This window comes from Erythrobacter sp. W302b, assembly GCF_046452395.1.
Lineage (GTDB): Bacteria > Pseudomonadota > Alphaproteobacteria > Sphingomonadales > Sphingomonadaceae > Erythrobacter.
The window spans coordinates 75,097-91,696 of the sequence record NZ_JBKFDH010000001.1 but is presented as its reverse complement, the minus strand read 5'-3'; the positions used below and the strand labels follow the sequence as shown (position 1 = coordinate 91,696).

Genomic DNA, 16,600 nt, shown 5'->3' with positions numbered 1-16,600 from the left:
CGCACTTTCGACAGCCCTGTCCACAGACCGGTCGACAGGCGGTGCACAGGTTGTAAACAGCCTGTCCATGCCGTCTCAGCGCCTTTCTTCCGACCTGATCGACCTGCCCAAGGGCTGGGTGTCCGCCCTGGTGCGAGGGCTGCGCGGCAGGTGCCCGCGCTGCGGCGAAGCGGCGCTGTTCCGCAAATGGCTCAAGCCGGTCGACCGCTGTCCGCACTGCCGGCAGGACTGGTCGATCCAGCAGGCCGACGATTTTCCCGCCTATATCGGGATCTTCGTGGTCGGCCACCTGCTCGCCCCGGTGGTGATCGCGATGATCGGGACCTTCGGGATGAGCCCCTGGCTGACCTTGGCGATCATTCTGCCTGTGGCCATCGTCATGCTGCTCGTCACGCTTCAGCCGACCAAGGGCGGCGTGATCGGCTTTCTGTGGTGGCACGGCATTGGCGCATTCAAGGCCGAGCGTCGCGCAGTGGATGACAAGTCATGAGCATGTCATCCGCGAGGCTTGACCGTTTCGCCCGGCATATCGTGCTGCCTGAAGTCGGCGGTGCGGGACAAGTGCGGCTCGCAGCGGCGCGGGTGGCGGTGATCGGGCTTGGCGGGATCGGAAGCCCCGCGCTGCAATATCTCGCCGCGAGCGGGATCGGGCACCTTGCGCTGGTCGATAATGATGTGGTCGATGTCTCGAACCTCCAGCGCCAGACGATCTTCACCACCCGCGATGTCGGTTACGGCAAAGCCGTCTCGGCCCGGCGCTGGCTCGCCAATTTCGACGATTCGCTGAGCGTCGATGTGTCCGACGCGCGGATCACGGCTGACAACGCCGCGAGCCTCATCGCAGGCGCCGACGTGGTGCTCGACGGCACCGACAATTTCGCCACGCGCCTCGCCGTGTCGGACGCCTGCGTCGCCGCGGGCATTCCGCAGCTCTCGGCCGCGGTGGGCCGGTTTCAGGGCCAGGTGGCGGCCTTTGCGGGGCACCTGCCCGACCAGCCGTGCTACCGTTGCTTCGTCGGCGACGCCTTCGATGCCGAGGATTGCGACACCTGCGCGGATGACGGGATGCTCGGCGCGATGGCAGGCTGGGTGGGCACCTTTGCGGCGCTGCAAGCGGTCAAGGTGCTGCTGGCAGGCGTGAGCGGCTTGGGTGATCCGGGCTGGGGCAAGCTGCATATCCTCGACGGGCTTGAGCCGGGGATGCGGACGATCCGAATCGCGAAAGACCCGACCTGCAAAGGCTGCGGATCAGCTGCCTAGCACCTCGTCGACCCATTCCGGCACCACCACGCTCGCCGGACCAAGCCGGGTTTCGTGGAACATCCGCGAGCCCTCGCTCGGCTCGAGATTGAGTTCGAGGGTGCGCGACCCTGCTGCCCGCGCTTCCTGCACGAAGCCCGCTGCCGGATAGACCGCGCCCGATGTGCCGATGCTGACGAACAGGTCGCAGGTTTCGAGCGCCTGATAGATCCGGCCCATCTGATAGGGCATCTCGCCGAACCACACGACATCGGGGCGGAGCGTCGGCGCACGGCAGACGGGGCAAGGCGGACGCTCAATCATCGTGCCATGCCACGGCGAGCGCGTTTCGCAGGACTGGCACAGCGCGCTCTTCAATTCCCCGTGCATGTGCAGCACCTGACCCGAACCGCCGCGTTCATGCAGGTCATCGACATTCTGGGTGATCAGCAGCAACTCGCCCGCAAATTCCCGTTCCAGCCGCGCGAGCGCCCTGTGCGCCGGGTTCGGCTCAACCGCCGCCAAGGCCGCGCGGCGCATGTCGTAGAAATTGAGCACGAGATCGGGGTTGCGGGCGAAGCCCTCGGGCGTGGCGACATCCTCCACTCGGTGCTGTTCCCACAGACCCCCGGCCGAGCGGAAGGTGTCGATCCCGCTCTCAGCCGAAATCCCTGCGCCGGTGAGGATGACGATGCTGCGCGGTGCCGCCATGTCTTTTCCTTGTCGTCACCCTGAACTTGTTTCAGGGTCCATCGCGCCGCAAGCGCGGACTGAGCCTAGACGCGGGATGGATGCTGAAACAAGTTCAGCATGACGAATCAGGGACGAGATGATGCTGCAATTCGGGGTGATCGGGCACAAAGGCCGGATGGGGCAAGCGCTCGAAGCGGCGATTGCCGATGCAGGGCACGTGCTGTGCGTGGGGGTCGATGCAGGCGGCTCGATTGGGCCCTATGCCAGCCAGTGCGACGTGCTGGTCGATTTCTCCGCGCCCGATGCGCTGGCGGCGAATCTCGGCGCGGCCAAGGTCGCGGGCAAGCCGATCGTGGTCGGCACCACAGGGCTGGAAGAGCCGCATTTCGTCATGCTGGCCGAGACCGCCCGCGCCGTGCCGGTGCTGCAATCGGGCAACTTCTCGCTGGGCGTCACCCTGATGGCCCATCTGGTGCGCGAGGCGGCGGCGCGGCTGGGGCCGGAGTGGGATATCGAGGTGCTGGAGATGCACCACCGCATGAAGGTCGACGCGCCAAGCGGCACCGCCAAGCTGCTGGGCGAGGCGGCGGCCAAGGGGCGCGGGATCATCCTCAGCGACAACATGGAGAGCGGTCGCCACGGGATGACCGGCAAGCGGGCCGAAGGCGCGATCGGGTTCGCCACCTTGCGCGGCGGCACCGTGGCGGGCGAGCATTCGGTGATCTTCGCGGGCAGCGAGGAACGCCTGACCCTCTCCCACTCAGCCGAAAACCGCATGATCTTCGCGCGCGGGGCGGTGCGCGCGGGCGCGTGGCTCACCGGGCAGAGCGCCGGACGCTACACCATGAATGATGTGCTCGGGCTCTGACCCTTCACGTTGATGGCGCGCGGCGTTTTGCCGGAATAAGACACACAGATCCACAGGGGAGCGATCATCGTCATGTCCACCACCCTCACCCCCGCTGAGCAGGCCGCACGGCTGGTCGACAGCCTTGGGCCCGATGCGCTCGCGCAGGCACAGGCCTACACCACCGGCAACCACTGGCTGCTGCTGCTGAACGTCGGCGTCTCGTTGCTGGTGGCCGTCATCATGGTGCGCCTCAGGCTGCTCGACCGGATCGCCGCGCGCATGGAGGGGCGGCACCCGGCGCTTGCGACCTTCGCGGTCAGCGCCGCGTTCCTGTTGATCTCCACGATCATCGCCCTGCCTTGGACCATCTACACCGATTGGTATCGTGAGCGGTCCTATGGCCTGTCCAGCCAGCCGCTCGGCGATTTCCTTGGTCAGATGGCAATCGGGGAACTGATCGGGATGGTGCTGGGCGGACTCTTTCTTGTTGGCGTCTATGCCCTGATCCGCCGCACTGGCCAGCGCTGGTGGCTGTGGAGCGGCGGGCTGGCGGGCGTGGTGACGCTGCTTGCGCTGCTCGCCGGGCCACCGTTGATCGAGCCACTGTTCAACGAATACAAGCCGGTTCCCGCGGGCGAAGTGCGCACCGCGCTGGAGGAAATTGCGGATGATGTCGGCATCCCGCATGACCGCATCTTCATGTATGATGGTTCGCGCCAGTCCGATCGTTTTACCGCCAATGTCTCCGGCATCGGCCCCTCGGCCCGGATCGCGATTTCCGACGTTGCGCTCAAGCAGGCCTCGATTGCCGAGGTACGCGCCGTCACCGGGCACGAGGCGGGGCATTACAAGCTTGGCCATGTGTGGCGTTCGGTGGCGTTGCTGCCGGTGCTGGCTATGCTGTTCTTCTTCCTGCTCAATCGCCTGTTCGCCCCCGCCGCCCGATTGCTGGGGAGTGACGCCCGGCTCGACGAGCCGCGCGGTCTGCCCGTGTTTGCGGTGGTCGGTTCCGTGCTGGGGCTGCTCGTCACCCCGCTCACCAACACGCTCACCCGCATCGGCGAGACCGAGTCCGACCAATATTCGCTGATGACCGTGAACGAGCCGGACGCGCTCGCCACGGCCTTGGTGAAGACCGCCGAATACCGCTATCCGCGCCCCTCGGCTTGGCAAGAGTTCCTGTTCTACACCCACCCCTCGGTCGAAAAGCGCGCGCTGATGGCGATGGAGTGGAAAGCAGCACATCCCAAGGCCGATGAATGACCAAGGACCAGATCTTCGAATTCTTCCGCCGCCTGGCCGAGGATAACCCCTCACCCCAAACCGAGCTGGAATATGGCAATGCCTATCAGCTGCTCGTGGCCGTAGCATTGAGCGCGCAGGCCACCGATGTCGGCGTGAACAAGGCGACCCGTGCACTGTTCGCCAAGGTTGAAACGCCGCAGCAGATGCTCGATTTGGGCGAGGAAGGGCTGAAGGAGCACATCAAGACCATCGGCCTGTTCAATTCCAAGGCCAAGAACGTGATCGCGCTCAGCCAGATCCTCGTCGACGAACATGGCGGCGAAGTGCCGGATACGCGCGAAGCGCTGGTGAAGCTCCCCGGCGTGGGGCGAAAAACGGCCAATGTGGTGCTCAATTGCTGGTTCGGGCAGGAGACCTTCGCGGTCGACACCCACATCTTCCGCCTCGGCAATCGCACCGGCATGGCCAAGGGCAAGACCCCGGATCATGTCGAGGCGAAGCTCGAAAAACGCGTGCCCCAACCCTTCCGCCGCGATTCCCACCACTGGATGATCCTGCACGGCCGCTATGTCTGCAAGGCGCGGCAGCCAGAATGCTGGCGCTGCACGGTCGCCGATCTGTGCAGCTTCAAGAAGAAGGTGATGGAGCCGCCGAAGGGCCGTGTGGTGCTTGAACCCAGCGGGGATTAAGCCGCCGTTCAAGCATTGGGGCGACAATGCCGTTGCCCCTTGGAGAAACCTGCCATGCTGTCACGCTGTCTCGCGCTTGCTCCGCTCCCCCTGATCCTCGCCGCCTGCGCGCCGACGGATCCTGCTGCCCGCGCCGATGCCGATGCGGCGCGCACACCTGCCGTGAAGGTGCTGGGTGCCGGGCAGAACTGCATCGACCGCTCGCAGGTGCGCGCCACCGTGGTGCGCACGGATCAGGTGATCGATTTCGAGATGAACGGCGGCAAGGTCTATCGCAGCACTTTGAAGAACCGTTGCCCCGGCCTCGGCTGGGATCGCGCCATCACTTACGAGACCTCGATCAACCAGCTGTGCACCCAGCAGATCGTCTACAGCCTCACCAACATCGGCGGCATCCCTCAGCGCGGCGCAGGATGCTCTCTGGGCGAGTTCGTGCCGGTCGAGTACGTGAAGACAAGCAAGGACTGACGGCGCGGGCGCAGCGTCAGCGCTTGCCCTCTTCAAAATTGCTCTCGTCCAGCTCCAGCCCCGCGCGCCCATCGGCGGCGGTGTGGGCGGGCGCGTGGGGGTGGTCGACATGTTCCGGCTCCTCCACCTCCAGCATCCCTTCCCACTTGGTGATGACCGCCGTCGCCACGGCATTGCCGACCACGTTGGTGGCGGTGCGGCCCATGTCGAGGAACTGGTCAATCGCGAGGATGATCGCAACGCCTTCGACCGGCAGGCCGAACATCGCCAGCGTTCCGGTGATCACCACCAGCGACGCGCGCGGGACAGCCGCGATGCCCTTGGATGATATCATCAGCGTCAGCAGGATCATGATCTGCGTGCCGATGCTGAGATCGATGCCGTAAGCCTGCGCAATGAACAGCGTCGCGAAGCTCATGTACATCATCGAGCCATCGAGATTGAACGAATAGCCCAGCGGCAGCATGAAGCCCGAAATCCGGCGGGGTACGCCGAAGCGGTCGAGCTGTTCGAACAGCTTGGGCAGAGCGGCCTCCGACGACGCGGTCGAGAAGGCGATCAACAGCGGCTGGCGGATATAGCGGATGAGCGCCCAGATCCGGCGACCGAGGAATACGGCCCCCGCGCCGAGCAAGATCACCCACAACAGCACCAGCGAGAAATAGAACTCGACCAGCAGGGTCAGATAGGTGCCGAGGATCGCCAGCCCGCTCGCCGCGACCACGTTGGCGAGCGCGCCGAAAACCGCGATCGGCGCATAGCGCATCACATAGCCGGTAACCTGAAGCATCATCTCGGCGAGGGCGTCCGCGCCCGTAACGAGCGCTTTCCCGCGCTCACCGATGGCCGACAGAGCTACCCCGGCGAAGATCGAGAAGACCAGGATTTGCAGAATGTTGTTGGTCGCCAGCGCTTCGACCGCGTTCTTGGGGAAGATCGACAGGATGAACTCGGTCGCCTTCAGCTCCTTGACATCGCCCACCGAGGCGGCGGCTTCGGCAACATCGGGGATCGGTGCGCCGATGCCGGGCTGGAACAGATTGACCAGCACCAGGCCCAGTCCGATCGAAATAAGGCTGGCAGTAATGAACCACGTCAGCGCACGAACTCCGATGCGGCCCAGCGCGGCGCTATCGCCCATATGTGCGATCCCGACGACGATGGTCGAAAGCACCAGCGGGGCGACCAGCATCTTGATGAGGTTCAGGAAGATGTCGCTCAGCAGCTTGAACCACGGCGCGATCGATTCCTTGATCACCGCCGCATCCACCATCTGGTTGAGCATCTGGCCGACAATCACGCCCAGCACCATGCCGACGAGGATGTAGAGGGTTAGCTTGCGGTCCATGATCTCAGGTTCTCTCCCCTGCGCCGAGGGGGCGCTAGATGTCTGTCTCGGCGAGCGCCAATGCGGCCTTCGCGATCCGGGTATAGATGCGCGCCAGCACCGCCAGATCGGGGATCGCCACCGCCTCGTCACGTTTGTGCATCGTCGCGTTGCACAGGCCAAATTCGATCACCGGGCAAAGACTGCGCAGGAACCGCGCATCCGATGTGCCGCCGGTGGTGCTGAGTTCCGGGGCGATGCCGGTTTCGGCCTCGACCGCCGTGCTCACCAGCTTCGAGAAAGTTCCCGGCTCGGTCAGGAATGGCTCACCCGAGATGATGGGACGCGCGCGTCCGCCGTGCTTTTCGGCAATCGCCATGACCCGCTCGGACAGGCTTTTGCCCGTGTGCAGATCATTGAAGCGGATCGAGACCCGCGCCGCACCCGCCGCGGGAATCACATTATGCGCGCGGTTGCCGACATTGATATCGGTGATTTCGAGGTTGCTGGGCTGGAACCATTTGGTCCCGGTATCCAGCGTCAGCGAATCCAGCTCGGCCAGGATTGCGACCAGCTTGGGCAGCGGATTATCGGCCAGATGCGGATAGGCGACGTGGCCCTGCGTGCCATCGACATCGATGAAGATATTGACCGAACCGCGCCGCCCGATCTTCACCATATCGCCCAGACGGTTGACGCTGGTGGGTTCGCCCAAAAGGCACAGGTCGGGCTGAATACCCTCGGCCTGCATGTAATCGATCAGCGCGCGGGTACCGTGGAGCGCGGGGCCTTCTTCGTCACCGGTGATGATGAAGCTGATTGTGCCTGCCTCAGCCGGAACCTCGGCGACTGCGGCGACCATCGCGGCGATCGCGCTCTTCATGTCGACCGCGCCGCGCCCGTGGAGCAAGTCGCCGCGCTCAACCGGAACGAAGGGATCGGACGCCCAGCCCTCTCCCGGCGGCACGACATCGAGATGTCCGGCAAAAGCGATGTGGCGCGAACCTTCGGGTCCGGCCCGCAGTGCAAACAGGTTTTCGACCGGCGCCTCATCGCTCCCCTCCGGCCCATCGCCCCGCACAAAGCGGTGGACGACGAACCCCAAGGGCGTAAGCATCGCTTCCAGTTGTTCAAACACTGCGCCAGTCGCAGGCGTCACGGAGGGCGCGGCGATCAGGCGCTTGGCAAGGTCGGCTACGTCAAGCATCCTGACAGGCCTAGCAGGAGTTGCCGCGAATGCCCAAGCTCGATTGTGCCGCCATTCCCCAGACCAACGCGACCGGCTATCCGTCGCCCTTCAATGCCGCAGTCGAAGGGCGCTGGTATCGCCGCCTCGGCCCGCCAGCGGGACTGACCTTGATGGGGGCGAGCCATGTGACGCTGCTGCCGGGCGCCTTCTCGTCGCAGCGGCATTGGCACCGCGGGCAGGACGAACTGGTGGTGATGCTGACCGGCGAGGCAGTGCTGATCGACGACACCGGCGAGACCCCGGTGGGCCCGGGCGATATCCTCGCCTTCCCGGCGGGCGAAGCCAATGGGCACCACCTGCACAACCGCTCGGACAGCCCGTGTGTCTTTGTCGCCATCAGCGCCGGAGGGCGCGAAGACGACAGCGGCGTGTATTCCGATATCGACATGGTGTTCGACGCCGCAGGCTACGCCCGCAAGGACGGCACCCGTTACGAGACCCAGCGTCTGCCGTGATTGATCTTGCCGGGTTTGCCCTTGCGGTGTTGCTGATCGAGCTGACCCCCGGCCCCAACATGGGCTGGCTGGTCACGCTGACGCTGGCCGAAGGGCGACGCGCCGGGCTTGGCGCGATCACCGGCATTGCGCTGGGACTCAGCGCCAATGCCGCGCTCAGCGTGCTCGCGGCGAGTATCATCCTGGCTCAGGGCCCGGCGCTCTCGCGGGGCGTCTCGCTGCTGGCGGCGGTGATGATGGCGTGGCTGGCGTGGGAGGCATGGGACGGTTCGAGGGGCGATGCAGGAGAGAGCTCGCCCACCGTCACCCCGCGCCATGCCGATCAGCGTCACGCGCTGGCAGGCTTTGCGATCAACCTGCTCAACCCCAAGTCGGCGCTGTTCTTCATCAGCGTCATGCCGCAATTCATCCCCGGCGGGCAGCCGAGCTTCGCGCAAGGCCTGACGATGGCAGCGATCAGCGTGAGCATCGCCACAGCCATCCACCTCGCACTGGTGCTCGGTGCCGAACGGGCGCGGAGCGTGCTCATGGCCAAGGCCCGCGCGCAAATCGTTCGGCGGATACTGGCGATCGCCATGCTGGCCATAGCCGCGTGGTTCGTGGCCAAGGCCTTTGCCTAGCGGCGTCGGTCGCCCTCAACCACCAAAGGCCCTGGCGCAAAGGCGCTGGTCAGCAGATCGGCGATCCGCACGCCTGCCTGCTGCACCCGCCGTCGGGCGATCGGCACCCCGCGCGCGATGTCGTCCTGGCTCAGCGCCGTCTTCTCCGGCAGGGGCGCTGCGCAGACATCCTCGCTGTCGAACGCCGTGGGATAGACGAAGCGCCGCGCAATCTCCCAGCTTTCGCGCCCCCAGTCATCCGGCGCACCGCCGCCCAACTCCGCCCGCTCGGCAGGCGCGTAGCGCCGCACCACCGGATCGGCCGGATCACTGATCGCCCGCTCGGCCAGCGGGCCGTCCCAGATCCAATGCAGGTTGAGGCCCGGGACGATCCCGTAATCGGCCTCCCGGTCATTGCCGCCGCGATCCTCATGATCGCCCGAATGGAGCGGCATGTGCACATCGCCCGCAAAGTGAACCATGAAGGCGAGCGCTTCCAGACGCACGGCGGCGGGCAGGCTCTCATCGGCGAGGATGCGATGCGCACGGGTGATCTGAGCGGTGACACAATTGCCGCCCGCGCAGTTCGCGCGGGGGTTGAAGGCCTCGCAGATCGGCGCGGTGCGGTAATGCCACGCGGCGGTGTAGCCCCAACGCCAACCCTCCCCGCGCACGCAATCGGCCCAGACAGCGGCGTCTGCCAAGGTCGTGAGCGGGCATTCGGGCGTGCCGAGGTCCTTCTCGCGGGCCAGCAGCGCGCGGATCTTGGCGCGCACTTCGGGCGTGACATTGGCCTCGGCGATCCGCGCGGTCTGCTGATGGGCGTAGAAGCCCCAGGCGCTGGCGGGCGCCGGGATCAGCGCCAGCACCGCCATCAGCGCCGCGACGATAAGCCTCATACCGCCGTTTCCCACTGCTCGATCACCCATTCCTCCTGCTCGGCCGCCGTGATCCATTCGCGCATCCAGTCATGCTCCCAGATCGCCTGCATGTAAGCCTGCGCGAAACCGGGAACGCCGATCCCATAGGTGACGAAGCGGGTGACGACAGGCGCGTAGAAGATGTCCGCCGCGCCGAAGGTGCCGAACAGGTAAGGCCCTGCGCTGCCATGCCGCGCGCGCGCTTCAGCCCACAGCCCGAGGATGCGGACGATATCATGCTTGGTGCCGTCCGACAGGCCGGGAAGCTCGACCCGGCGGCGGATGTTCATCGGCAGTTCCTTGCGCAGCGCCTGATAGCCCGAGTGCATCTCCGCCACCATCGCCCGCGCCATGCCGCGCGCGGCCTCATCCTTGGGCCAGAACCGCTCGCGCCCGACCTTGTCGGCGCAGTATTCGAGGATCGCGAGGCTATCCCACACCACCGCATCATCATCCCACAACACCGGCACCTTGCCGCTGGACGGCTGCACCTCGCCCATGTCCTGCTTGATCCGATCCCACTCTTCGCCGAGCAGCGGCACGGTAAGCTCGTCGAAATGCAGACCCGATTGCTTGACCGCGAGCCAGCCGCGCAGGCTCCAGCTCGAGTAGTTCTTGTTACCGATGATGAGTTTCATGTCCGCTGCGCTCCACCTTGCCGGGACTGATTATTCGGCCGCCCTAGATATTCAGGCTGGCGCTGTCGAGGCTGAACGGATTAGGACGGAGCGCAATATGGAGACTTCGCGATGAGCCTTGCCCCGTTCCACCTCGCCTTCCCGGTCGACGATCTCGCCGCAGCGCGGGCCTTCTATGGCGACGTGATGGGCTGCGCTGAGGGTCGGTCGAGCGAGGAATGGATCGATTTCGATTTCCACGGCCACCAGATCGTCGCCCACCTGGCGCCGGGACAGGCCGGCGACCGCGCGAGCAACCACGTCGATGGCCACGGCGTGCCGGTGCCGCATTTCGGGCTGGTGATGGGCATGGACGAATGGGAGGCTCTGGCCGAGCGGCTGCGCGCCGGCGGGGCGGATTTCGTGATCGAACCCACCATCCGCTTCAAGGGCCAGCCCGGCGAGCAAGCGACGATGTTCCTGCGCGATCCATCTGGCAATGCGCTGGAGTTCAAGGCGTTCAAGGATATGGGCAAGCTGTTCGCCAAGTAAGCGGACCGGACGTCCGCTTGCGCGAAACTTCGGCCAGAAGCTGCGGTTCAGCTAGATCGCGGCTCAGGAACCGGAACAGGCTGAGAGGAACAGGGGGTAAACCCTGACAGCCATGTTCGGGCCCCCGCCCATGCCTTTGCGAAGAGCCAGGTTGCGACCCTGAAAGAACCCGGCGACGCCATATCGGCCATTTCTTCCCTCGTCGCCCCGTGCTTGACACGGGGTTGGGCTTTTCTTCTGCTTCCGTGGCCGCTCAAGATAGCCGAGCCCCGTGTCAAGCACGGGGCGACGGGTCTTTGAATGGCAGCTTCCCCCCCTTCCCGATCACCCGCAGCTATCGCGCGCAATGCTACAAGCAGCCGGGCAGCTAAAGCCTTGGCCCAGCCGAAAGCTGAGCTCCGGCAATCGCATCTAGGTGCGCTGGTATTACGCTCCTTTTTGCGAAGCAATACAGGCGCGGATGTTGGGCAGTTCGCGCTCCAGCGCCTCCCGTGTGGCGAGCATTCTGGTGGAACTCACAATCAGCGTATCGACGTCGGCCTCGCTCATGTCCGGGGCCTTGAGGCGGCCCGCGCGGTCGGTCCAATAGGCGGGCATGGCTGCTGTGATGCCTGCAACGGCTTCCGGCACCTCACTTGCGGGGAGCACATCTTTGGCAGCGGCGGCGGCGGTCATCAGCCCGCGGCACTTCCATGCCTCCTCCACCTGTGCGCGGGTGGCAGCAATGGTTTCGCCACTTCCTGCGCCAAAGCTGATATCCGTGCTGGCAGCCGCCGGGGCGATCTGGGTCGCAGCGCCATCGGTTGCCGCCCCGTCCCCTCCGCCGCAGGCTGAAAGTCCGGCGAGCAGGATCGTCATCGTCAAAAGCCGCATTGTCATCTCCTCTGACCCGGAAAACAGGAAATGATCGCGAAAGCGGACAGGGGGTGCCGGAAAAACCAGCAACGCGCACTGTCGCGCGCGCGGCAAATATCCATAGAGCCGCCAAAAGCGGACGTCTTAGCCCATCCACCCTTCGCCCAGCGCGTCGGACACCACGGCCGCTCTCAGCGCGGCGATGCCCATGCCTTTTTCGCTGCTGGTGAGGTGGAGTTCAGGATAGGCGGCGACATGCTTGCGGATCTCGGCGGCGGTCGCTTCGGCGACCTTGTCCAACTCGCTTGCCTTGATCTTGTCGGTCTTGGTGAGGACAACGCGGTAGCCCACGGCGGCCTCATCGAGCATCTTCATCATCGCACGGTCGACCTCCTTGATGCCGTGGCGGCTATCGACCAGCACCAGCGTGCGGACGAGCACCGCGCGGCCGCGCAGGTAGGAGTTGACCAGCGCTTTCCACTTGTCGACCACCTTCACCGGCGCCTTGGCAAAGCCATAGCCGGGCATGTCGACCAGCCGGAACAGCGGCAGCGCGCCTTCTTCCTCCGGGCGGCCGACATCGAAGAAGTTCAATTCCTGGGTCCGCCCGGGCGTCACCGAAGCGCGGGCGATCGCCTTGCGCCCGGTCAGCGCGTTCAACAGCGAGGATTTGCCCACGTTCGACCGGCCGCAGAACGCAATCTCCGGCACTTCAGGATCCGGCAGGAATTGCAGCTGCGGCGCAGAGCGCAGGAAGTCCACCGGGCCTGAAAAGAGCTTGGAGGCCGCTTCCTCGCGGGCTTGCTGTTCAATTTCGTCCATAACCTACACCGTTCGGGCTGAGCCTGTCGAAGCCCTGCACTTTCTTTGCAAGCCACGAAGGGAAAAGAAAAGTACGGCCCCTCGGAAGCGAAGCTGTTGCGCGGCAACGCCAGCTCAGGGCGAACGGATCAAGCGCTACGTCTTCTTCTCCGCCGCCGCATTCGCCGCCTTCAGCTGCGGGTGCTTGGAGTAGAGATAGCTCTGCTGTGCCAGTGTCAGCACGTTCGAAGTGACCCAGTAAAGCAGCAGGCCTGCGGCAAAGGGGGCCATCACGAACATCAGGATCCACGGCATGATCGCGAACATCTGCTGCTGCACGGGGTCCATCGCCGCCGGATTGAGCTTGAAGGTGAGGTACATGGTGATGCCCAGCAGCACCGCCAGCGGCCCGATCGCCAGGAAGCCCATCGGGACTTCATACGGCAGCAGCCCGAACAGGTTGAGGATATGCGCCGGATCGGGCGCGGACAGGTCCTTGATCCAAAGGAAGAACGGCTCGTGCCGCATCTCGATCGAGAGGACCAGCACCTTGTAGAGCGCAAAGAAGATCGGGATCTGGATGAGCAGCGGCAGACACCCGGCCAGCGGGTTCACCTTTTCATCCTTGTAGAGCTTCATGATCTCCTGCTGCTGACGCTGCTTGTCGTCCTTGAAGCGCTCCTGAATCTCTTTCATCCGGGGCTGCACAGCCTTCATCTGCGCCATGCTGGCAAACTGCTTCTGCGCCACCGGGAACATCAGCCCGCGGATGATGACCGTGAGCAGGATGATCGCCACGCCGAAATTGCCGACCAACCCATTGAGCGTGCGCAGCAGCCAGAGGATCGGCTTTTCAACGATCTCGAACCAGCCCCAGCTGATCGCCTTGCCGAAATAGGTGATGCCGCCGTCTTCGTATGTGTCGAGGATCTGGCTGTCCTTTGCCCCGGCGTAGAGCCGGGTGGCCTGCGTCACGCTGCCACCTGCGGGCACCGTGGTCGCGCCGTAGAGCAGATCGGTGCGGAACAGCTTATTGCCGAGGGAGCGGAAGCCGGCATCGTCGACCGTCACATTCCCCTTGCCATCGCCCGGGACGAGCGCGGCGAGCCAATACTGATCGGTAAAGCCGAGCCAGCTCGCCTTGCCTTCGGGTGCTTCTCCGCCGAGTTCAGCCAGCTCGTCATAGGAATGGGGGTCCCAAAGCGTGCCGCCGAACACGCCGACCGGGCCGGAATGGGCCACGAACTGGTCGAGGGTGGCATTGGTGCTGGTGCGCTTGATCAGCGCGAAGGGCTGGACGACGGCCACTGCGGCCCCGGCGTTGGTTACGCTCTGGGTGGCGGCGATCATGTAATTGGCATCGACTGCGAACCGGATTGCGTAGGTCACGCCGTTCGCATCGGTGCGGGTGAGCGTGACCGGGGTGGTCGGGGTCAGCTTGGTGCCGTCCGCCTGCCACAGCAGGTTCGACGGCTGACGCGCGCCGCCGCTCACGAAGCCGAATTCGGCGAAATATTGCCCCGGCGTGCCTTCGGGCGCGAACAGGCGGACGGGGCCGGAATCCTTCTTCACCGTCTCGCGGTAATCCTTGAGCACGATGTCATCGATCCGCGCACCGACGAGGTTGATCGAGCCGGCGAGACGCGGCGTGTCGATCGCGACGCGGTTGGGGCTGGCGAGCGCGGATGCGAGATTGACCTTGCGTGCCGCGGCTGCCTCACCGCCAAGGCTGCCTGCGCCTGCCACGGTGCTCGTCTGAGTGGCGGTGGCAGCAGTGGGCGCTGGCTTGACCGGATCGGCCTGAGTCGAAAGCGCGGCCTCGGGATAGAAGTAGCGCATCCCCACGTCCCACCCGAGAATGAGCAGGCCCGAAAGCACGACAGCGAGCAGAAGATTGCGATTGTCCAAGTGTAAGCCCCGAGAGAGTGCGACGACAGGTGTATTATGGGGGTAAGGCGGTCCCGTTTCCAGACCCCACGGAATTTGCCCCTCAGGGAACGGGATCGTGTCCGTGTCCGCCCCAGGGGTGGCAGCGCATTAGCCGCTTAAATGCCATCCATCCACCCTTGAGCGCACCATACTTGCCAATCGCTTCGATGGCGTATTGGCTGCACGAGGGCGCGTAACGGCAGGTGGGCGGCAAAATGCGTGACGGGCCAAGCTGCCAGCCGCGCGCGATGAGGATGAGGACCTGCTTCATGTGCGCGCCCCGCCCCGGTTGCCCTTGCGCGGACGCCGCCCGCCCGAAGGATCGCCGCGCCCTTCCCGCGCGCGTTCCAGCGCCTTGGCGAGTTCATCGGCCATCAGGTGAAAGTCCCGCTCCACCCCGCCCGCCCGGCCGATCAGCACGTGATCGTGATCGGGGAGACCCTGCGTCGGCAGCGCAGCCCGCAGCAGCTCGCGAAACCGGCGCTTCATGCGGTTGCGCACCACGGCGTTGCCGATTTTCTTGGTGACGGTGATCCCGAAGCGGATGCCTTGCCCGTCATTCGGGCGGGTTAGCAGCACAAACCCGGCCCGCGCGTTGCGGAGGCCGCTGTTCGCCGCAAGGAAATCGGCGCGCTTGGTGATGACGGCGATCATGTTCGGTCTGGTAACGAAAACGGGCTCCCGGAGGGAGCCCCGCAAGCGCGACCGCGCGCCCGCAGCGACGGGGCCCTCAGGCCCCGTGAGCGAGAATGCCGCAGCCCGGAGGGGCTGCGAAAAACAAGTTACGCGCAGAGCTTCTTGCGGCCGCGGCTGCGGCGGGCGCGAAGCACCTTGCGGCCACCCGGAGTCGCCTTGCGTGCGAAGAAACCGTGGCGACGGGCGCGCACGAGATTGCTGGGTTGGAACGTCCGCTTCATATCATCCTCGAAAAAGCTACCGGCAGGTCAGTCCCGGGGTTTCCCCCACGCGCCCACCGTGGCCGCAGGCGTGCGACCTCGAAACAGACCGGCGCCGTTATGGGAAAGCCGGAGCGGAGTCAAGCAAACCCGTGCCCGGATGGGCACCCCAATCCGCATAGGCAAGCCGGGGTGCCGCAGGGGCAGGCTCTGCCCGCAATGTCACCGGTGCGCCGAACACCTCCAGCAGAGCCCCGCCCGAACGCGCCAGCGCGAGACGAAGCGCAGTTTCCAGCGGGGCATCGAGCACGCGGGTAGCGGGGCTGCGGTCAGCGGGAGCGATCCAACGCGCCATCTCTTCGCCCTGCAACCACAGCGCGCCCGCGTGCGACACCGAATTGGTCATGGCGTAGAAGGCGCGGGCTTGGTCCGGCGTCATGCCCATTTCGGCATAGTAATCGAGATAGAGCCGGTTTTCCGGCGCATCGGGGGCAAAGTCGGCAGGTTCACGCCCGCGCTCGTCGCGCCAGGAATGGACCGCGAACAGCGCGCCCGGGTCCATGGTGCGGCGAGTGCCTGCGAGGAACAGCTCGACCGCGCCCGACCGCGCCGAGCCACCTGCCGGAACGTGAGTCGCGAGACCCGCAGCCCGGATCGCCCGGCCAAGGCGCAGGTTCGCCAGATCATGGTTGGTGCCGGGTGCATCGGCGAATTCGATCACTTGCAGCCCCGGATAGGCCGCCAGCATCGCGGCGAAAGCCTCCGGGCTGGCCGCATCGGTCGTCGCGACGAGCGCAGCGCGCGTGCCATCGATCACGCGGAACGGGCCGAAGCGCGCGATCCCGACGCTGGCGGCGGCGACGCGCGGGGCGCTGGCGATAAACCGCGTGGGTTCGTGATAGACGGTCTCGGTAATGGTAAGTCCGCCAGCGTGCAGTCTGGAGGTGGTGGCCTCGACCAGCGCGGCCGGGGCGGGACTCTCATCCACGCGCACCCATTGCTGCGTGTCCGGGTCCCATTCCTCGACCCAGGTGACCCGCTCCACCACGCGCGCGCCCGATTGCGCCCACGCCGCACCGCCGGGGAGCAGCAGCGCGAAGGCAGCAAGCAACAGGGCTAGGGCACGGTTCATGCCATGCTTGTCACCCCGCCCCGCCTGCCAATTCGCCAAGATTTATGCTTTAGAAATGCCTTCGTATTCGTGCGGAGAGGCGCG

At 65.4% G+C, this 16,600-nt stretch carries 21 protein-coding genes; 9 read left to right on the top strand and 12 right to left on the bottom strand.

What is annotated here, in order from left to right; genetic code table 11:
* Positions 1-67 precede the first annotated feature (67 nt).
* The gene (locus ACLBKT_RS00510; RefSeq protein ID WP_410181044.1) at positions 68-490 is read left to right on the top strand and encodes a DUF983 domain-containing protein; all 423 of its coding nucleotides are present in this window, start codon (positions 68-70) and stop codon (positions 488-490) included.
* Entirely contained in the window at positions 487-1,260 is a 774-nt protein-coding gene (locus tag ACLBKT_RS00505; protein ID WP_410181043.1) for a HesA/MoeB/ThiF family protein, read from the top strand. Before ACLBKT_RS00510 ends, ACLBKT_RS00505 begins: the two co-directional genes overlap by 4 nt.
* Here ACLBKT_RS00505 and ACLBKT_RS00500 read toward each other — a convergent pair.
* On the bottom strand, positions 1,249-1,950 hold the full coding sequence (locus ACLBKT_RS00500) for an NAD-dependent deacylase (protein ID WP_410181042.1): 702 nt from the start codon (positions 1,948-1,950) through the stop codon (positions 1,249-1,251). The two genes, ACLBKT_RS00505 and ACLBKT_RS00500, sit on opposite strands and share 12 nt — an antisense overlap.
* 121 nt (positions 1,951-2,071) lie before the next feature.
* Between ACLBKT_RS00500 and dapB the strand changes: the two genes are divergently transcribed.
* The 4 genes from dapB to ACLBKT_RS00480 all read left to right on the top strand — a co-directional run bounded on the left by dapB (position 2,072) and on the right by ACLBKT_RS00480 (position 5,184).
* A complete protein-coding gene (gene dapB / locus ACLBKT_RS00495; protein WP_410183619.1) occupies positions 2,072-2,800 on the top strand; it encodes a 4-hydroxy-tetrahydrodipicolinate reductase in 729 nt (242 codons plus the stop codon).
* Positions 2,801-2,872: 72 nt separating this feature from the next.
* A complete protein-coding gene (locus ACLBKT_RS00490; protein ID WP_410181041.1) occupies positions 2,873-4,045 on the top strand; it encodes a M48 family metalloprotease in 1,173 nt (390 codons plus the stop codon).
* A complete protein-coding gene (nth, locus tag ACLBKT_RS00485; RefSeq protein WP_410181040.1) occupies positions 4,042-4,716 on the top strand; it encodes an endonuclease III in 675 nt (224 codons plus the stop codon). The genes ACLBKT_RS00490 and nth overlap by 4 nt, the downstream gene beginning before the upstream one ends.
* 54 nt (positions 4,717-4,770) lie before the next feature.
* The gene (locus ACLBKT_RS00480; protein WP_410181039.1) at positions 4,771-5,184 is read left to right on the top strand and encodes a hypothetical protein; all 414 of its coding nucleotides are present in this window, start codon (positions 4,771-4,773) and stop codon (positions 5,182-5,184) included.
* Between the two features lie 16 nt (positions 5,185-5,200).
* Here the strand turns inward: ACLBKT_RS00480 and ACLBKT_RS00475 are convergent, their stop codons facing one another.
* Together ACLBKT_RS00475 and dapE are read right to left on the bottom strand one after the other, a co-directional pair.
* Positions 5,201-6,532: a dicarboxylate/amino acid:cation symporter gene (locus tag ACLBKT_RS00475; RefSeq protein WP_410181038.1), complete on the bottom strand. Its 1,332-nt coding sequence runs from the start codon at positions 6,530-6,532 to the stop codon at positions 5,201-5,203.
* 34 nt (positions 6,533-6,566) lie between these two features.
* Complete coding sequence (gene dapE / locus ACLBKT_RS00470) at positions 6,567-7,718, bottom strand: succinyl-diaminopimelate desuccinylase (protein WP_410181037.1); 1,152 nt, start codon at positions 7,716-7,718, stop codon at positions 6,567-6,569.
* Between the two features lie 29 nt (positions 7,719-7,747).
* Here dapE and ACLBKT_RS00465 point away from each other — a divergent pair, with 29 nt between their 5' ends.
* Together ACLBKT_RS00465 and ACLBKT_RS00460 are read left to right on the top strand one after the other, a co-directional pair.
* On the top strand, positions 7,748-8,215 hold the full coding sequence (locus tag ACLBKT_RS00465) for a cupin domain-containing protein (protein ID WP_410181036.1): 468 nt from the start codon (positions 7,748-7,750) through the stop codon (positions 8,213-8,215).
* Positions 8,212-8,835, top strand: coding sequence for a LysE family translocator (locus ACLBKT_RS00460; RefSeq protein ID WP_410181035.1), 624 nt, complete (start codon positions 8,212-8,214; stop codon positions 8,833-8,835). Before ACLBKT_RS00465 ends, ACLBKT_RS00460 begins: the two co-directional genes overlap by 4 nt.
* Here the strand turns inward: ACLBKT_RS00460 and ACLBKT_RS00455 are convergent.
* Together ACLBKT_RS00455 and ACLBKT_RS00450 are read right to left on the bottom strand one after the other, a co-directional pair.
* On the bottom strand, positions 8,832-9,713 hold the full coding sequence (locus ACLBKT_RS00455) for a S1/P1 nuclease (RefSeq protein WP_410181034.1): 882 nt from the start codon (positions 9,711-9,713) through the stop codon (positions 8,832-8,834). The two genes, ACLBKT_RS00460 and ACLBKT_RS00455, sit on opposite strands and share 4 nt — an antisense overlap.
* Positions 9,710-10,372 carry a glutathione S-transferase family protein gene (locus ACLBKT_RS00450; RefSeq protein ID WP_410181033.1) on the bottom strand — a complete coding sequence of 221 codons (663 nt, stop codon included), beginning with the start codon at positions 10,370-10,372 and terminating at the stop codon, positions 9,710-9,712. The genes ACLBKT_RS00455 and ACLBKT_RS00450 overlap by 4 nt, the downstream gene beginning before the upstream one ends.
* A gap of 111 nt (positions 10,373-10,483) precedes the next feature.
* Between ACLBKT_RS00450 and ACLBKT_RS00445 the strand changes: the two genes are divergently transcribed.
* Entirely contained in the window at positions 10,484-10,903 is a 420-nt protein-coding gene (locus tag ACLBKT_RS00445) for a VOC family protein (RefSeq protein WP_410181032.1), read from the top strand.
* 426 nt (positions 10,904-11,329) lie between these two features.
* Here ACLBKT_RS00445 and ACLBKT_RS00440 read toward each other — a convergent pair whose 3' ends face one another.
* The 7 genes from ACLBKT_RS00440 to ACLBKT_RS00410 form a co-directional block, all read right to left on the bottom strand.
* The gene (locus ACLBKT_RS00440; RefSeq protein WP_410181031.1) at positions 11,330-11,782 is read right to left on the bottom strand and encodes a hypothetical protein; all 453 of its coding nucleotides are present in this window, start codon (positions 11,780-11,782) and stop codon (positions 11,330-11,332) included.
* Between the two features lie 120 nt (positions 11,783-11,902).
* A complete protein-coding gene (gene yihA / locus ACLBKT_RS00435; RefSeq protein ID WP_410181030.1) occupies positions 11,903-12,580 on the bottom strand; it encodes a ribosome biogenesis GTP-binding protein YihA/YsxC in 678 nt (225 codons plus the stop codon).
* Between the two features lie 135 nt (positions 12,581-12,715).
* The gene (yidC, locus tag ACLBKT_RS00430) at positions 12,716-14,467 is read right to left on the bottom strand and encodes a membrane protein insertase YidC (RefSeq protein ID WP_410181029.1); all 1,752 of its coding nucleotides are present in this window, start codon (positions 14,465-14,467) and stop codon (positions 12,716-12,718) included.
* Between the two features lie 82 nt (positions 14,468-14,549).
* A complete protein-coding gene (gene yidD / locus ACLBKT_RS00425; protein ID WP_166546242.1) occupies positions 14,550-14,759 on the bottom strand; it encodes a membrane protein insertion efficiency factor YidD in 210 nt (69 codons plus the stop codon).
* Positions 14,756-15,142, bottom strand: a complete 387-nt coding sequence (gene rnpA, locus ACLBKT_RS00420) for a ribonuclease P protein component (protein WP_410181028.1) — start codon at positions 15,140-15,142, stop codon at positions 14,756-14,758. The genes yidD and rnpA overlap by 4 nt, the downstream gene beginning before the upstream one ends.
* Before the next feature lie 128 nt (positions 15,143-15,270).
* Positions 15,271-15,405 carry a 50S ribosomal protein L34 gene (gene rpmH, locus ACLBKT_RS00415; RefSeq protein ID WP_138618596.1) on the bottom strand — a complete coding sequence of 45 codons (135 nt, stop codon included), beginning with the start codon at positions 15,403-15,405 and terminating at the stop codon, positions 15,271-15,273.
* Between the two features lie 97 nt (positions 15,406-15,502).
* On the bottom strand, positions 15,503-16,516 hold the full coding sequence (locus tag ACLBKT_RS00410) for an alpha/beta hydrolase (RefSeq protein WP_410181027.1): 1,014 nt from the start codon (positions 16,514-16,516) through the stop codon (positions 15,503-15,505).
* Positions 16,517-16,600 lie beyond the last annotated feature (84 nt).

Coding starts and splice junctions, on each gene's coding strand:
- ACLBKT_RS00445 (WP_410181032.1), top strand. CDS start 10,484: ATGAGCCTTGCCCCGTTCCACCTCGCCTTCCCGGTCGACGATCTCGCC.
- rpmH (WP_138618596.1), bottom strand. CDS start 15,405: ATGAAGCGGACGTTCCAACCCAGCAATCTCGTGCGCGCCCGTCGCCAC.
- ACLBKT_RS00490 (WP_410181041.1), top strand. CDS start 2,873: ATGTCCACCACCCTCACCCCCGCTGAGCAGGCCGCACGGCTGGTCGAC.
- yihA (WP_410181030.1), bottom strand. CDS start 12,580: ATGGACGAAATTGAACAGCAAGCCCGCGAGGAAGCGGCCTCCAAGCTC.
- ACLBKT_RS00455 (WP_410181034.1), bottom strand. CDS start 9,713: ATGAGGCTTATCGTCGCGGCGCTGATGGCGGTGCTGGCGCTGATCCCG.
- rnpA (WP_410181028.1), bottom strand. CDS start 15,142: ATGATCGCCGTCATCACCAAGCGCGCCGATTTCCTTGCGGCGAACAGC.
- ACLBKT_RS00480 (WP_410181039.1), top strand. CDS start 4,771: ATGCTGTCACGCTGTCTCGCGCTTGCTCCGCTCCCCCTGATCCTCGCC.
- ACLBKT_RS00505 (WP_410181043.1), top strand. CDS start 487: ATGAGCATGTCATCCGCGAGGCTTGACCGTTTCGCCCGGCATATCGTG.
- nth (WP_410181040.1), top strand. CDS start 4,042: ATGACCAAGGACCAGATCTTCGAATTCTTCCGCCGCCTGGCCGAGGAT.
- ACLBKT_RS00450 (WP_410181033.1), bottom strand. CDS start 10,372: ATGAAACTCATCATCGGTAACAAGAACTACTCGAGCTGGAGCCTGCGC.
- ACLBKT_RS00410 (WP_410181027.1), bottom strand. CDS start 16,516: ATGAACCGTGCCCTAGCCCTGTTGCTTGCTGCCTTCGCGCTGCTGCTC.
- dapE (WP_410181037.1), bottom strand. CDS start 7,718: ATGCTTGACGTAGCCGACCTTGCCAAGCGCCTGATCGCCGCGCCCTCC.
- ACLBKT_RS00510 (WP_410181044.1), top strand. CDS start 68: ATGCCGTCTCAGCGCCTTTCTTCCGACCTGATCGACCTGCCCAAGGGC.
- ACLBKT_RS00465 (WP_410181036.1), top strand. CDS start 7,748: ATGCCCAAGCTCGATTGTGCCGCCATTCCCCAGACCAACGCGACCGGC.
- ACLBKT_RS00475 (WP_410181038.1), bottom strand. CDS start 6,532: ATGGACCGCAAGCTAACCCTCTACATCCTCGTCGGCATGGTGCTGGGC.
- ACLBKT_RS00440 (WP_410181031.1), bottom strand. CDS start 11,782: ATGACAATGCGGCTTTTGACGATGACGATCCTGCTCGCCGGACTTTCA.
- yidD (WP_166546242.1), bottom strand. CDS start 14,759: ATGAAGCAGGTCCTCATCCTCATCGCGCGCGGCTGGCAGCTTGGCCCG.
- dapB (WP_410183619.1), top strand. CDS start 2,072: ATGCTGCAATTCGGGGTGATCGGGCACAAAGGCCGGATGGGGCAAGCG.
- ACLBKT_RS00500 (WP_410181042.1), bottom strand. CDS start 1,950: ATGGCGGCACCGCGCAGCATCGTCATCCTCACCGGCGCAGGGATTTCG.